Source organism: Priestia sp. ST2 (genome assembly GCF_055810735.1).
This window is the reverse complement of sequence record NZ_JBVVNT010000002.1, coordinates 1,159,348-1,175,239: the sequence shown is the minus strand read 5'-3', so window position 1 is coordinate 1,175,239 and position 15,892 is coordinate 1,159,348. Positions and strand designations below refer to the sequence as shown.

Annotated in this window: 12 protein-coding genes; 10 read left to right on the top strand and 2 right to left on the bottom strand. The window is 38.9% G+C overall.

From position 1 onward, the window contains the following. Positions 1 to 20 precede the first annotated feature (20 nt). The 10 genes from AC0KUU_RS12340 to AC0KUU_RS12295 all read left to right on the top strand — a co-directional run bounded on the left by AC0KUU_RS12340 (position 21) and on the right by AC0KUU_RS12295 (position 13,773). Positions 21 to 386, top strand: coding sequence for a winged helix-turn-helix transcriptional regulator (locus AC0KUU_RS12340; RefSeq protein WP_043979201.1), 366 nt, complete (start codon positions 21 to 23; stop codon positions 384 to 386). A 202-nt stretch (positions 387 to 588) separates the two neighbouring features. Next, complete coding sequence (hxlA, locus tag AC0KUU_RS12335; protein WP_322551928.1) at positions 589 to 1,230, top strand: 3-hexulose-6-phosphate synthase; 642 nt, start codon at positions 589 to 591, stop codon at positions 1,228 to 1,230. Between the two features lie 363 nt (positions 1,231 to 1,593). Then, positions 1,594 to 4,017, top strand: a complete 2,424-nt coding sequence (locus AC0KUU_RS12330; protein WP_322552494.1) for a GcvT family protein — start codon at positions 1,594 to 1,596, stop codon at positions 4,015 to 4,017. 30 nt (positions 4,018 to 4,047) lie between these two features. After that, the gene (solA, locus tag AC0KUU_RS12325; protein WP_322551929.1) at positions 4,048 to 5,208 is read left to right on the top strand and encodes an N-methyl-L-tryptophan oxidase; all 1,161 of its coding nucleotides are present in this window, start codon (positions 4,048 to 4,050) and stop codon (positions 5,206 to 5,208) included. 66 nt (positions 5,209 to 5,274) lie between these two features. After that, positions 5,275 to 6,423 carry an aromatic ring-hydroxylating oxygenase subunit alpha gene (locus tag AC0KUU_RS12320; RefSeq protein ID WP_043979196.1) on the top strand — a complete coding sequence of 383 codons (1,149 nt, stop codon included), beginning with the start codon at positions 5,275 to 5,277 and terminating at the stop codon, positions 6,421 to 6,423. An 80-nt stretch (positions 6,424 to 6,503) separates the two neighbouring features. After that, a complete protein-coding gene (locus tag AC0KUU_RS12315) occupies positions 6,504 to 7,757 on the top strand; it encodes a quaternary amine ABC transporter ATP-binding protein (protein WP_043979194.1) in 1,254 nt (417 codons plus the stop codon). A gap of 2 nt (positions 7,758 to 7,759) precedes the next feature. Beyond that, positions 7,760 to 8,623: an ABC transporter permease gene (locus AC0KUU_RS12310; protein ID WP_043979191.1), complete on the top strand. Its 864-nt coding sequence runs from the start codon at positions 7,760 to 7,762 to the stop codon at positions 8,621 to 8,623. A 21-nt stretch (positions 8,624 to 8,644) separates the two neighbouring features. Then, positions 8,645 to 9,526: a glycine betaine ABC transporter substrate-binding protein gene (locus tag AC0KUU_RS12305; protein ID WP_322551930.1), complete on the top strand. Its 882-nt coding sequence runs from the start codon at positions 8,645 to 8,647 to the stop codon at positions 9,524 to 9,526. A 620-nt stretch (positions 9,527 to 10,146) separates the two neighbouring features. Further along, positions 10,147 to 12,900 (top strand): CHASE3 domain-containing protein, encoded by a 2,754-nt coding sequence (locus tag AC0KUU_RS12300; protein WP_322551931.1) that lies wholly within the window; start codon positions 10,147 to 10,149, stop codon positions 12,898 to 12,900. Positions 12,901 to 12,918: 18 nt separating this feature from the next. Continuing rightward, complete coding sequence (locus tag AC0KUU_RS12295; protein ID WP_013056253.1) at positions 12,919 to 13,773, top strand: CheR family methyltransferase; 855 nt, start codon at positions 12,919 to 12,921, stop codon at positions 13,771 to 13,773. Between the two features lie 28 nt (positions 13,774 to 13,801). Here the strand turns inward: AC0KUU_RS12295 and AC0KUU_RS12290 are convergent, their stop codons facing one another. Continuing rightward, a complete protein-coding gene (locus AC0KUU_RS12290) occupies positions 13,802 to 14,944 on the bottom strand; it encodes a SpoIIE family protein phosphatase (RefSeq protein ID WP_028408099.1) in 1,143 nt (380 codons plus the stop codon). A gap of 185 nt (positions 14,945 to 15,129) precedes the next feature. Beyond that, complete coding sequence (locus AC0KUU_RS12285; protein ID WP_322551932.1) at positions 15,130 to 15,744, bottom strand: LysE family translocator; 615 nt, start codon at positions 15,742 to 15,744, stop codon at positions 15,130 to 15,132. Positions 15,745 to 15,892: the final 148 nt, after the last annotated feature.

Genomic DNA, 15,892 nt, shown 5'->3' with positions numbered 1-15,892 from the left:
TAAAAAGGGAGGAAAAAGGATTGAGCAGACTTTTTAGCAAAACGTTTAACTGTGAAAAGGAATTAACGTTAACGATTATTGGAGGCAAGTGGAAAATGTTGATTATGTGGCACCTAGGAAAAGAAGGGACGAAACGATTTGGGGAGTTAAAGTCCATGATGCCGGGAATTACTCAGCGAATGTTAGTAAGTCAGCTGCGAGAATTGGAAGAAGATCAAATCGTTCACCGAAAAGTCTATCCGGTTGTCCCTCCAAAAGTTGAATATTCCTTGACTGAACACGGGAGAAGCTTGATGCCCATCCTTGAGAGCATGGATGAGTGGGGAAAAAATTATATGGAAACCGTTATAGATCCTGAAATGAATAATTCCAGCCATATGGGTTAAAACCTTTTGTTGAAAAAGAATAAAACTACCCTTATCATTCAGAATTTTCTAAAATAAACACGAATGATACGCTGCATTGAAGCGTCCATAGTATATTTTTAGTGACTATATGTTTTAAAAGTGCCTACTTTTTTTTTGAAAGTAACGGTTTTACAATGAATTCATGCTAGACAACCCCATTTAATGAAGGAGTGAAGTAAGTATGGAACTTCAATTAGCATTGGATCTTGTAAATATTTCAGAGGCAAAAGAAGTAGTGCAGGAGGTTCAAGAGTATATCGATATTGTAGAAATTGGAACTCCAGTTGTGATTAACGAAGGGCTAAAAGCAGTCAAAGAAATCAAGGAAGCCTTTCCGTCTTTAAAGGTATTAGCTGATTTGAAAATTATGGATGCAGGTGCTTATGAAGTAATGAAAGCTTCTGAAGCGGGGGCTAGTATTATTACCATTCTTGGCGCTACTGATGATTCGACTATAAAAGGCGCTGTAGAAGAGGCCAAAAAACAAGGAACACAAATTCTTGTTGATATGATTAATGTAAAAAACCTTGAACAACGTGCAAAAGAAGTCGATGCACTCGGTGTTGACTATATTTGTGTACACACAGGGTATGATCTTCAAGCTGAAGGAGAAACCCCGTTCGATCACCTTCAAACGATTAAACGAGTTGTGAAAAATGCAAAAACAGCGGTCGCAGGAGGTAGTAAACTGAATACACTTCCTGAAATCGTGCAGTCACAGCCGGATCTTGTGATTGTAGGCGGGGGGATTACAAGTGAAAAAGACAAAAGAAACGTTGCAGAAGAAATGAAAAAAGTAGTCAAACAAGCAACTTTGGTCTAAAAATAAGCAAAAGTATTTAGACCTTCAAAATTAATTAATCGGTAAATGGTTGAAAAAGAAGATAGCTAAGTTATTTTAGCTATCTTCTTTCCGTCATTTTTTGGTATAACCATTCATTGATAAGTGTCATTTTGACAGATAGATAGTTTCTTTAAAATTCGTTATTCGAAAGAAAAAGACGGCAGTTTTTCTGGTATTTTAAAGTTAAGAAAGCGTTATCCGAACATTAGCGGAAGAAAGTCTGAAAAAATCTATGTCACACTTTTTGACAAAATACTTTGAAAATTATGAATATTAAAAATATAATTAACTATCGACAATATTTAACATCTTCAAACCAAAAAAGGAGGGAGATATGAAGTGATGGAACATAAGAGGATAGTAGTGATAGGAGCTGGAATTGTCGGGTGCAGCATTGCCTACTATTTAAGCAAAATGGGGCAAAGAAACATAACAGTGATTGAGCAAGGCCCTTTGTTTGAAACGGGAGGATCTACTTCTCACGCTCCGGGGCTTGTATTTCAGCTTAGCTTTTCAAAAATCCTGACAACACTAGCTTCTCAAACAGTCGAGACCTTTAAAGAGTTGAGTACAGATGAACAGCGCTCGTTTTATCCTGTCGGCAGTTTAGAAGTTGCCCGTACACCAGAGCGATTAGAAGACCTAAAGAGAAAGGCTGGTGTTGCCAGCTCATGGGGAATCGAAGCTTTTCTTCTTTCACCGCAGGAATGCGCGGAAAAAAATTCGCTGATTTGTCCTGAGCGTATTTGCGGAGGTCTCTATGTTCCGTCAGACGGTATTGCCAAACCTTTGCATGCCGTTGATAAAATGACTCGTTTTTCTAAAGAGTGTGGAGTAGAATTTTACGGTCATACAGAAGTGAAGAATATCGAAGTGACAAATGGTCAAGTAAAGGCAGTGTACACGAGCGCTGGAAAATTTGAAGCAGATGTAATCGTGTGCTGTGCCGGATTTTGGGGACCTCGCATCGGAGAAATGGTTGGTGTAACGATTCCTCTTCAGCCGATGGCTCATCAATATGTGTTTACAAATGATTTACTTGAATTAAACGGAGAAACGGAAGAAGCCGCGACTCCTCTTATTCGAGATCAGGATAATGCAATTTATTTTCGTCAGGTAGAGAAAGGGCTTGGGATTGGATCATATCAGCATGAGCCGTTTCCAGTCGAACTCAGTGACATTACAAAATACGGAGAAACAAAAGAAATGCCTTCAGTTAATCCTTTTACACCAAAAGATTTTGAAAAACCGTGGGAAGATGCAATGGAATTAATTCCGGCATTAAAACGAGCAGGAATAAAAAAAGGAATCAACGGCATTTTTTCCTTCACACCTGATGGGATGCCGCTGCTTGGTAAATCACAAGCAGTAGAGGGATTTTGGGTAGCCGAAGCCATATGGGTAACGCACTCTGCAGGTGTCGCTAGACAAATGGCTGAATGGATGATGAATGGTGCCCCGACTGTGGATTTGGAGCTATGCGATATCAATCGTTTCGATACGTATGCATGCAGCCCTGTTTATTACAAACAGCGGTCTATTGAAGAGTATGAAGAGGTTTATAGCATTCATCATCCATTTATGCAGCGAAAAGTATCGCGAAACATGCGCGTAAGTCCATTTTATATGCGTCAGCAAGAACTAAAAGCGTATTTTAACGAAAAAGCAGGGTGGGAGCAGCCGCAGTGGTATGAAGCTAACTATCCGCTTATATCCACATATGAAAAGAAGATGGTAATAAGAAAGGGATGGTCCGCTGAATATTGGTCACCGATTATCGAGGCTGAACAGTTGCATACTCGTCAGTACGCAGCGATTTACGATACAACGGCAGCAAAGAAAAGGTTGGAAATTAAAGGGGAAGGAGCTCTCCAGTTTTTACAGAAGCTAACGACAGGAAATATAGACATTACAGTAGGTCAAAGCATACGTACGTGTATGTTGCATGAGCGAGGCGGCATAAAAGATCAAATAACGGTTATTCGCAAAAATATATCCACTTTCTTGATTGTTTGTACGGGAGCTGTAGAAGCAAGCTGGATTCAAAAACACGTGCCTCAGGACGGTCAAGTCGTTTTTCAAGATGTAACGTCAGGGACATGCAGTATAGCATTAATTGGTCCTAGAGCTAAAGGAGTAATGAAGTCCGTGGCTCAACGATCAGACCTTAGCAGCGCTTGGATTCAAGGGCAAGCGAAAACCCTGTTTATTGAAAATAGTTCAGTTCTTGCTCTGCGTGATTCCTACGGGGGAATGGAGAGCTGGGAGTTGATTACGACTTCTGATCAAGGCCTGAATTTATGGGATTTATTAATTGAACAAGGACAGCCTTATCAGCTGATTGCCGCGGGAGACCGGGCTCTTGAAAATCTTCGAATTGAATCTTTTTCGTTAAAAAGCGGGAAAGACTTTTGGAGTGAGCATCATCCATATGAAGTTAACCTTCATAAAATGGTTGATTTAACAAAACCATTTTTTATTGGAAAAGAGGCATTGCTTGATCGTCAGCGAAAAGATTCTGAAACAGTATTAGCGACGCTCATATTAGATGATCCTTCAGCGATAGTAATGGGATATGAACCGGTCTTTTATGGAGAAACAGCCCTCGGATTTGTGACAAGTGCCGGCTATTCATACAGCTTAGGAAAAGGAATTGTACACACTTTATTATCTCGAGCTGTAGATGAAGAAATGGTTTTAGAAGTCGAATACTTTGGTCAGCGTTATAAAGCAACAATGATGACACACTCCCCAGCGGTAGTTTAATTGATCAATCGAAAGACAGGAGGAATGCAGATGTCAACACATTATGATGTCATTATTATCGGATTAGGAGCTATGGGGAGTACGGCTGCTTATCAGCTCACCAAAAAAGGTCAGCGGGTATTGGGGTTAGAACAATACGGTCCCGCTCATGACCTAGGATCGAGTCACGGCGGTTCTAGAATCATTCGACAGTCGTATTTTGAAGACCCTGCTTACGTTCCATTATTGCTTCGCGCCTACGAATTATGGAATGAAATTGAAAGAGAAAGCGGTCAAGAAATTCTTACGGTTACCGGTGGACTTATGATGGGACCTCCTGATAGCTTGACGGTTTCTGGAAGCATCGAAAGCTCTAAACAGTGGAATCTTGCGTATGAGATTCTAGAAGCAAAGGATATTTACAAACGGTTTCCGGCGTTTACACCTTCACCTGCTACGGTTGCTCTATATGAAGAAAAAGCTGGATTCGTTAGGCCGGAAGCGAGCGTATATACTCACCTTCTTCAAGCAGAAAAGTACGGAGCTGAGCTTCATTTTTTTGAGGAAGTGGTGTCGTGGGAAGCTCATCCTTCTGGTGAAGGCGTGCGCGTTGTAACAGCTAATGGAATATATGAAGCTGGAAAAATCATTATTTCTGCAGGCGCTTGGGCACCCGATTTATTACGGGATTTAGGTGTTAGCTTACAAGTAGAGCGTCATATGCAAATGTTTTTTGAACCAACACAAGGAATAGATGTTTTTTCAGTGGGAAAACAGCCGATTTATATTTGGGAAGCAGATGATTATGTACAGTTGTATGGTTTCCCTTCTTTTGGATTAAAGGCTGAAGGAGCAAAAGTGGCGTTTTTTCGAAAAGGAACAGCGTGTACGCCGGAAACGATTGATCGAAATATATATGAAGACGAAGTGAACATGATGCGGCACTATCTATCTCAAGGTATTCCACAGCTTAACGGTCGATTTTTACAAGGGAAAACGTGCATGTATACCAATACACCAGATGAGCATTTTGTCATTTCACTGCATCCTGAATATCCTCAAGTAGCGATTGCAGCTGGATTTTCTGGACATGGTTTTAAGTTTGCAAGCGTAGTAGGAGAGATTTTAGCAGATTTAGTGATAGAGGGAAAAACTAATCACCCAATTGATTTGTTTACTCCGCAGCGATTTGCGGCGAATAAAATAGTATAAATCGTCGTCAGCTCTTGCGAATGGTTCTATTTAAATGTTTCTAAAGAAGCGAAGGAGGAATAGTAGATGGTTATGGAACATGGTTTAGTGAATGATAATGGGAGACTTGAGCCCACGTTGAAAGGAGAGCTGTATACATCTTCGGACATTTTTAAGTTAGAAAAAGATCATATATTTTCTAAATCATGGAGTTTAGTTGCATTTGAATACGAAATAGCAGAGCCGGGACAATATATTACGACGAGAGTTGAAGGCGAAAATATTTTAATTACTAGGGGAAAAGATCACGTGCTGCGTGGATTCTTGAACGTATGTCGGCATCGAGGAGCTAAGCTGTGCAGCCAAGCATCCGGTAAAGCAGGTGTTATTCGCTGTCCATATCATTCGTGGAGTTATAGCTTAGATGGTGATTTAGTGGGTGTTCCTAACACAAGCCACTGTCGAGAAGAACTCGTGCATAATGAAAATTACGGACTAACATCCGTTCACATTGAAGTGTGGCACGGTATGGTTTGGGTTAATTTATCTGACAATCCTATGTCTGTTGAATATCAGCTAGACGCACAAATTTTTGATCGTTTTGGAGAACTTTATACGTTTGCTAGATATGAAATTCAAAACTTGAAATCCGCTCATCGTGAAGAATATGAAGTCGAGGCAAACTGGAAGCTTATTGTAGAAAACTTTCAAGAGTGCTATCACTGTTCCTCTATTCATCCTGAACTTACGGCCACGCTGCCTGAATTTCGTTTGGGAGTGGGCACTCAAAATTCCGTGGGAGGCGGAGCTAAGTTTGGAAATGAATTAGAAGCTTTTTCAATCAGCGGGAAAGGAAGCCGTCCTATGCTAAAAGGATTGCTTCCGGAAGATGACCGCACGTATTTTGGCATTACCGTTCTGCCGCTTGTATTTATCAATTTAACACCGGATCACGTTATTATTCATCGTATTATTCCAATTAGTGCGGAAAAGTCTAAAGTGATTTGTGAATGGTTATTCGACCCGGAAGAAATGGCTAAGTCTGATTTTGACCCAAAAGATGCCGTGGAATTATTTCACCGCGTTAATTTACAAGACTTTGAAGCGTGTGAGTGGTGTCAAGAAAATATGAGCTCAAAATCTTATAAAGAAGGAGGTATTTTAGTACCTATCGAACAGCACGTTTCTCATTTTTACAATTATGTATTGGAAGCAATCGGTATGAAGGTCGAATAGTAAGTGGAGGTGGTCTGACACGTTACCTTGAGGTGTCAGACCACCTCTAACAATCTACTTTAAAATAAGGGGGAAATAAATTGAGTACAAGCTCTAAACTAACAGAACCCATTATCCGCGTTACCGATGTTTCAAAAGTATTTGGTCGCCAAAAAGAACAGGCTCTTAAGCTACGAGAAGCTGGAGAAAGTAAATATGAAGTCGAACAAGCTACTAAGACAACCGTTGCTATTTACAATGCTCATTTCGAAGTGAAAAAGGGAGAAACCTTTGTGTTAATTGGATTATCAGGAAGCGGGAAATCTACTTTACTTCGATGCTTGAACGGGCTTGTAGAACCGACAGAAGGGACGGTATATCTAGAAAACAAAGATATTTCTCATATGCCAAAAAGACAACTTCAGGAAGTCCGGAGAAATAAAATTGGGATGGTCTTTCAAAATGTGGGCCTCCTTCCAAACCGCACCGTGATTGACAACATTACATTCGGTCTAGAGATACAAGGTGTATCAGCAAACGAAAGAGAAAAGCGAGGGAAAAAGGCCCTTGAAATGGTGGGCTTAAATGGACAAGCTTATAAAAGAATTTATGAACTATCAGGAGGTATGCAGCAGCGGGTTGGACTAGCGAGAGCTCTTGCTTCTGAACAGGAGATTTTGCTGATGGATGAGCCTTTTTCAGCTTTAGATCCTCTTATTCGAAGAGATATGCAAAAGCTATTTCTTGATATTCAGGGAGAAGTACAAAAAACAGTTATTTTTGTGACGCATGATTTAGATGAAGCATTAACTTTAGGCCACCGGGCTGCCGTGATGAAAGACGGGGAAATTGTACAGCTTGGAACCGCTGAAGATATTTTAAGTCAACCGGCAACCGGTTATGTAAAGCTGCTTGTTCAAGACGTTAATTACGGTAAAATTCGCCTTGCTAAAGACGCGGTGGTTCCGGTAGAAACGGCTGCCTATGAGTATGAATCACCGCAAGTCGTATTAAGAAGAATGAGAACCAATCATTTATCTACTATTTTTGTTCTTGATAGTGCTGACCGCTTATTGGGCTTAATGAGCATTTATACGGTGATGGAGCTGATAGAAGCTCATAAGCATGATTTAAAAGGAAAAGAAATGACACAGCCGCATTGTGTTAATCCCGATATGTCTTTACAAGAAATGATTCCTTTATTTACAGACAGTCATTCGCCTGTAGTCATTGTTGATAATCATCATCGCCTACAAGGTATGATTTCCCCAAGCACCCTTATTGCAAATCTCACTGAACGTACTGCAGTGACGGAGCAACAAGAAGTTAAGTCATATCAAATGGAGGTCCGATAAATATGATGGTAAATTCCGCGACGATTCCTCGTATTCCTTTAGATAAATGGGCAAACTCATTTGTTGATTACATGATTGATAGTTTTTCAGGTGTATTTACTGGAATCAACCAAATAATGACCAGCTTAATAAGCAGTCTCGAATGGGTATTGACCGCTTCTCCTCCGCTAGTAACGGTCATTGTTTTTGTTCTATTAGCGCTATGGTTAACAGATTGGAAGATAGCTGTATTTACGTGTTTTGGTTTACTTCTTATTATTAGCTTGAATTTATGGGAAGCATCGATGCTGACCTTATCTCTCGTTTTAGCTTCTACTATTATCTCACTTCTATTTGGCGTTCCTTTAGGCATATTATCACACCGCTTTAACAAAGTTGGAGCAGTGATAAAGCCCATTCTTGATATTATGCAAACAATGCCTGCTTTTGTTTACTTAATTCCGTCCGTACTTTTATTTGGATTAGGGAATGTTACAGCTCTTATTGCTACTTTTATTTTCGCAATGCCGCCTGCCGTTCGTCTGACGCTGCTTGGACTTCAGCAAGTTCCCCAGACCACTTTAGAAGCAGCAGAAGCTTTTGGAGCGACGGAATGGCAAAAATTAATTAAAGTCCAGCTGCCGCTCGCTTTGCCTATGATTATGTCGGGTGTAAACCAGGTTATTATGCTATCTCTTTCGATGGTTGTTATTTCTTCAATGGTCGGTGCAGGGGGCTTGGGTGCTGAGGTATTAAGAAGCATCAGTATGTTGGATGTAGGCTTAGGATTTATCGGCGGGATTGCAGTTGTCATTATTGCCGTTATTTTAGATCGTCTGACGCACCTTTCTACTCAAAAAAGAAAAGGTATTCAATCAAGTAAATAAAATGAATAAAGGTGGGAGTATATGAAACAATCAAAAAAATTTTCTTTTATTATGCTAACAATCGTCATTATGCTGCTTGTCTCCGCATGTGGTAATAGCAATACGGCAAGCAGCACGACGACTAAAAAAGAAATTACAATTGGATACATACCATGGGACGAAGCCGTAGCTGTTACGTTTCTATGGAAGGAATTATTAGAGGAAAAAGGTTATAAAGTTAAAGCAGTTCAAAGCGACGTAGCTCCGCTTTTCTCAGGAATTGCTCAAGGAAACATTGATTTATTTTTGGATGTATGGATGCCGACCACCCATAGTTCTTATATGAAAAGATTTGGAAAACAAGTTGACGTGCTCGGTACTTGGTATGATCAAGCAGATAGCGGATTGGCCGTTCCCGACTACGTAGACGCGCAGTCACTAGCTGATTTAAAAAATAAGAAAGATGAGTTTAACGGAAAGATTATTAGTATTGAACCAGGATCTGGAATAAATGGTCTTACTAAAGATCATGCGATGCCAAGCTATGGGTTAAAAGACTGGAATTTAGTAGAAAGCAGCACAGCCGCCATGTTATCGGAATTAGATAAAGCCATTGCTAATAAAGAACCCATTGTTGTTACGTTATGGCGCCCGCACTGGGCTTTTGAAAAGTATAATCTCAGATACTTAAAAGATCCCAAAAATACGATGAATCCAACTGGACCTGAAAAAATACAGTCGATTAGCAAAAAGGCATTTAAAGAAGATTATCCAGAAGCAGCAAAGTGGCTGAAAGATTTTTCTATTAGTGCCGATCAACTAGCATCTTTAGAATCAGAAATTAACAGTGCAAAAGACGAAACAAAAGGTGTGAAAAACTGGATTTCTAAAAATAAAAAAGTGACGGAAAGCTGGGCAAAATAATAGAAGGAAAAGAAAAGGCTGTCTCATAAGTGAAGCTATTAACTTAGAGACGGTTTTTTTGTGGGAGAACTTTTTATCTGCAGCTTTTCTAACGGAGTAAGGTCGGTAAAAGCTCAATAAATGAAAGTTTTTTAACCTGATATGTAAATTAAAAAAATATATGTAAATTAAAAAAAGTGGCATTGCTTTCTACTATCCAAGTACAATTTAAATAATGAATGCTTTACGTTTCGCATGTAAGTATTTATTTATACCTATGTTGTCATAATTTATGTGATTCCCCAAAGCATAAATTACTTTTCATTACCTTATTGTGTACAAAAATAGTGTAAGATAGGCTCATGCTTTTAACAGCATGGGCCTATTTTTATAGACAGCTTGAAAATAGATATTTCCAAACTGGAAAATTAATCTTTCCCTCTTGTACAATAAATATTCTTCTGTACAAAAATAGAGTGTATAATAGGAATGTTGAATTGATAGGAAAAAGAGAGAAGCCCTATCAAGCAAAGGAAGATGGAGTGGAGAGTGTGTACTGAAAGTAAAATTGTCCAGCGGCAAAAATAAACATGTTTTTCGGATGCTTCTAGAAGAATATCTAGAATGAAAGTAGGAACATTATGGAAAAGAAAATGAGGTTTGGCATTAAATCCAAAATTATTATTGGATATTTAATTGTTATTGTCTGTTTATTTATTGCATTTATTGTTTTAAACAGTCAAATTTCATCTTTGCAAAAAGAACGAAATTTTATCATTGATCATGATATTGAAGTGCATGATCTGACCAATCGAATTGAAAAACACCTGCTCGATATGGAAACCGGACAAAGAGGCTATATTATTACAGGAGAAGCGAGTTACTTAGAACCTTATAACAGCGCAGCATCAAGTTGGGAAAAAGATTATAATGCACTGTATCAGCTTCTAAATAATAATCCAAATCAGCAGGAGAAACTGGAGAAGATTAAAGGAAGCATTCAAGACTGGATTGAAGCCGCTGGTGAACCGACCATTGCATTAAAAAAAGAAAATAATACAAAAGAGCTTCAGCAGTTTTTTGAGAAAGATCCTGGGCGCCAGTATATGGATGATATACGCAGCCAGTTTACTTCTTTTAGAAATGTAGAGAAAAAATCGACTGAAACAAGAGCAACAGAGTTAGACGAGAAAAATCAAAAAATTAAAATTGGACTTTACGGTTTGCTGTTATTTGTTACGCTTATTTCACTTGCTATCGCTATTGTTTTATCCAATTCCATTGTGAATACGATTAAAGAAGTTACGCAAACGATCAAACGAATTACGGCTTCAAAAGGCGAGTTAAAAGGAAGAATTAAAGTTCGATCTAATGATGAAATTAAAGATTTAGGGATAGCCACGAACGCGTTGTTAGAAAATATTGAAGAGCGAAACTGGCTGCAAACGAACATTGCTCATGCTGTAACGATGTACCAAGGCATAGCATCTGTAGACAAGCTTGCGGAAAAATTTCTCTTTACGGTTTCAGAAATGACAGGAGCTTCTTTCGGAGCATTTTATGTTCGAGAGGAAAATGATAAAGGAGATCTATTCGTCAAACAAGCTGCTTTTGCAGATAGAAAAGGCGACGCGGGAAGAGAGAGCTTTTTGATAGGCCAAGGGCTCATTGGACAAGCTGCTTTAGAAAAAAGAACCCTTGTCATAAACGATGTACCTGACACGTACCAGCTCATTGCTTCAGGATTAGGAGACGTAAAACCTAAGAGTATTTTTATTGTGCCCGTCTTATTTGAAGATGAAGTAATTGCAGTTATCGAGCTGGCATCGCTGCACGAATTTACAGTTTTAGAGCAAGAACTTATTAGTCAAGTGATTGAAACGTTTGGTCTCACTATCAATGGTGTAATCAGACGAATGGAAATTGCCCGTCTATTAAAAGAATCTCAGGCGATGACAGAAGAGCTCCAGGCTCAGTCTGAAGAACTTCAAACACAGTCAGAAGAACTGCAAATGCAGTCTGAAGAGCTGCGTATGATTAATGAACAGCTAGAAGAAAGAACGAAAGATGCAGAAGAAAAATCGTTTGAATTAGAGGCTGCAAAAGAAGATTTAGAAGAAAAAGCGCATCAGCTGGAATTGAATTCTCAATACAAATCTGAATTCCTTGCTAATATGTCGCACGAGCTTCGAACACCGCTTAACAGCATTCTTATTTTGTCTGAAATGCTTGAGGAAAACGCGGCTAAAACGCTATCTGAAGATGAAGAAGAATATGCTCGTATTATCCATTCTTCAGGAAAAGACTTGTTGGCATTAATCAACGACATCTTGGATTTATCAAAAGTAGAGTCTGGAAAACTAGATGTCTTGCTTGCTGAGATGAATATGAGTGAGCTTCCAGATCAAATTGAACGTAATTTCAGCCACGTTGCTGAACAGAAAAAAGTACAATTAAAAATTAATAAAGCACAAGATGTACCTGACATCATTCACACAGATGAAAAGAGATTCCAGCAAATTGTGAAAAATCTTTTATCAAATGCATTTAAATTTACGGAATCGGGATCTGTCACAGTATCTATTCAACGAGTAGCTGACCATCGTCTTACAACAGCTATGCGTACAGTGGATACGGATTGCTGGCTAGAAATAGCTGTAGCTGATACAGGGATTGGTATACCAAAAGAAAAGCATCAGCTTATCTTTGAAGCGTTTCAGCAGGCCGATGGAGCTACGGTTCGCAAGTACGGAGGAACGGGACTTGGCTTATCTATTTGCAGTGAGTTTGCAAAATTATTGGGCGGCTGGATTTCCCTAAGCAGTGAAGTAGGAAAAGGAAGTACGTTTACACTCTATCTTCCTAGTCTCTCTAACGGTCTTGTTGACTATGAAAAAGTAAATTTTGCATATGAAGAAGTAGCAGTATCTGTAGAAGAAGCTGAACCTGAAGCAGAAATAACTGAAATTGATCATCCTGTACAACCAGTTGAACCTTCATTACAAGATGATGAAAATGTATTTCAGGATAAGCGAGTGCTCATCGTAGATGATGACCAGCGCAACATCTTTGCCTTAAAAACTGCGCTAGCTAAACAAGGTATGAGCATTATGACAGCTCATAACGGAATAGAGTGTCTTGAAATGATGAAGAATAGTGAACCATTTGATCTCATTTTAATGGATATTATGATGCCGCAAATGGACGGATATGAAGCGATGCAGAAAATTAGAGGAGAGCTAAAGCTTGTTGATTTGCCTATTATTGCACTAACCGCTAAAGCGATGAAAAATGATCGTGAAAAATGCTTGGAAGCTGGAGCATCAGATTATATCAGCAAACCTTTAGATTTAAATCAGCTGTTCTCCGTTATGCGTGTATGGCTAGTAAATTAAGCGGGGTATGAAACATAAATGGATATGAAGCACCTAGACTTAAGTGAAGACTTAGTTATGAATAAAAAAACAGATTTGGAGATTGATTTACTGCTGACGGCTATTTATCGATTAACAGGATTCGATTTCAGACAGTACGCTAAATCTTCTATCTGTCGCCGGGTCTATAATCGAATGAAAATTGAACGTATTCCAACTGTGTCTCGATTGCTAGAAAAAGCGATTCACGAAGAAGAATTTATGAATCAGCTTTTAAATGATTTTTCGATAAATGTGACAGAAATGTTTCGCGATCCGAGCTTTTTTAAAGCATTTCGCACAAAAGTGATTCCGGTATTAAAGGATTATCCGGAAATTCGCATTTGGCACGCTGGCTGTGCAACGGGCGAAGAGGTATTTTCTATGGCGATTCTTTTAGAAGAAGAAGGGTTAATGGATAAAACGGTCATTTACGCAACCGATATGAACGAAGATGTATTAGAAAAAGCAAAACAAGGTGCCTTTTCTTTACGTAAAATGAAGTCATATACAAAAAATTATATTCAAGCCGGTGGAAAGAACGCCTTCTCAGAATATTATCAGACGGATCATCACTATGCATATTTTCATCCGTCGCTGTTAAAAAATATTATCTTTGCTCAGCATAATTTAGTCACGGATCAGTCATTTAATGAATTTCACGTCATCATTTGCCGAAACGTCCTTATTTATTTTACAGCTCAGCTGCAAAATCAAGTGTATAATTTATTTTCAGAAAGCCTTTGTGCAAAAGGATTTCTTGGGCTTGGTGATAAAGAAACGCTTCGCTTTGCTGAAGGAGCAGCTTCTTATATCGAGTTTGCAGGGAACGAGCGCATTTATCAAAAGCAATAAAAAAAGACCTCATTTATGAGGTCTTTTTTTATTGTGCTTGTGCTTGAATCATAAGCACGCACATATCATCAGGCTGATTTAACTTTTGTTCTTCTGAAAAAATTTCATTCATAAATGTCTGCGGATTTGTCCATTTTTGTTCAGTAAGCTTTTGAAGACGAAGGGCAGATTCATTTTCGCAAGGGCCCATTGATTCAAGAGCTCCGTCTGTAAATAGCAAAATTTGCACATCGTTCTCAAAGCTGACAACAGATTTCTGAACGTCCATTTCTTCAAAAAACCCTACAGGGCAGCTTCCTCGTTGAAGAGGAACAAGCGTATGTTCATCCACTAACATATAACCTTCTGGATGCCCGGCATTCACATATTCTACTGTCTTAGCTTCCGTATCAATCACTAAATAAATAGCAGTGAAATAGTAAGGGATTTCATCTTTTTCGCTGTGCAATAATTCCATGTAGCGATTCAACTCTGTAATAACCTGCTCAGGGTCTACGAGAGACTTGATAGCTTCTCTGAGCACAGACGAAATAAACATACAAACAAGCGAGGCAGAGATGCCGTGCCCCATCATATCAAAAAGGATAATTCCGTACCGGTGCTCGTCAATTTTGTGCCAATAGTACATATCACCCGCTAATTTAAAAGAAGGATAATATGAAACTTCCATTTGAATATCTTTCTCTCGTAGAGGGGGACTGAGTAAGTTTTGCTGTACGTGCGTAGCTAAATCTAACTCAGTTTGAATTTTCTTTTCATGTTCCGTGTGCCAGTCAATTTCTGCCTTAAGGCGTAAAGCTACCCGCATACGAGCCAGCAGTTCCACTTTATTGATCGGCTTTGTGACGTAATCTGTTCCACCGGCGTCTAGAGCTTCTACTAATTTGCTGCTGTCCTCTAGAGCTGTGACAAAGATAATTGGAATATGTTTTAAGCGTTCTACCTGTTGAATTCGCCTGCAGGCTTCGATTCCATCAATTTCGGGCATCATAATATCAAGTAAAATCAAATCGACCGAATTCGTTTTTGAGTTCTCATCGTCCAGGTTAAGATAGTCGAAAAGGGCATGGGCAGACGTAAGAGACACACAGTTATCGTAGCCAGCGCCTTTTAAAATTTTTTCAATCACAAATAGATTGACTTGATTGTCATCTACTAGAAGAATGGTCATGCTTTATTTCCCCTTATTATGTTTGAAGACTAATGATTGAATATGTAGTTTTCAAGCATTTTTATACTTTTTCTGTTTTTCTATTTATCTATTATACAGAAAAGACAGCGTTTAGGGTATTTTTTAAGATTATTCTTTTCTATTAAAAAAGTCATTCGTCCCCAGAAAAGGAGACAAATGACTTTTTATAGCAATTTGTATAACGCAAATATCCCGAAAGTCAGTACAACCGCTCCCGAAATACGATTTACCCAGATTAAGCTGTTATTCGTAAACTTCGAACGGGCAAGACTAATAGCAAAACTGAGCGAAAGCCACCAGCAGGCCGATCCTAAAAATACGCCTGCAACCATTGTCAAAGCAGAAGCAGCATCAAATGCTGATTTACTAATGCCTACACCAGAAAATACGCCAATAAAAAATAAGATCGTCATTGGATTCGTAACCGTTAAAAAAAGAACGGATGTATAAGAACGAAGTAAACCTTCTCCTCTAGCAGCGGCAGCGTGCTCTGCAGGTCGAGAACGAAAAGTTTGTACACCTAAATAACATAAAAATAATCCCCCAATCAGCTGAAGCCAAATCTTTTGGGTTAGTAAAAAGGTTGTAATGAACGTTAGGCCAAACGCAGCGATGCATCCATAAAGAGCATCTGCTGTAGCTGCTCCCAGACCAGATACAAATCCGTGTAATCGCCCTTTAGATAACGTGCGATTAATACATAAAATACCAATGGGACCGACGGGTGCAGCAACGGAAAAGCCGATCACTAACCCCTTTAGAAAATAAAATAAGTTCATCTTTTAAGTAGCTCCTAAGAAGTTTTTCTTTAGTATAGTACAAAAGCAATCGTGAATGAAGCCAATTTTGAGAAAGTTGTTAACACATATTTTTAGTCTGTTCGGGTACATCATAATGATGTTATAAAAAACATCACTAGCAAATTTA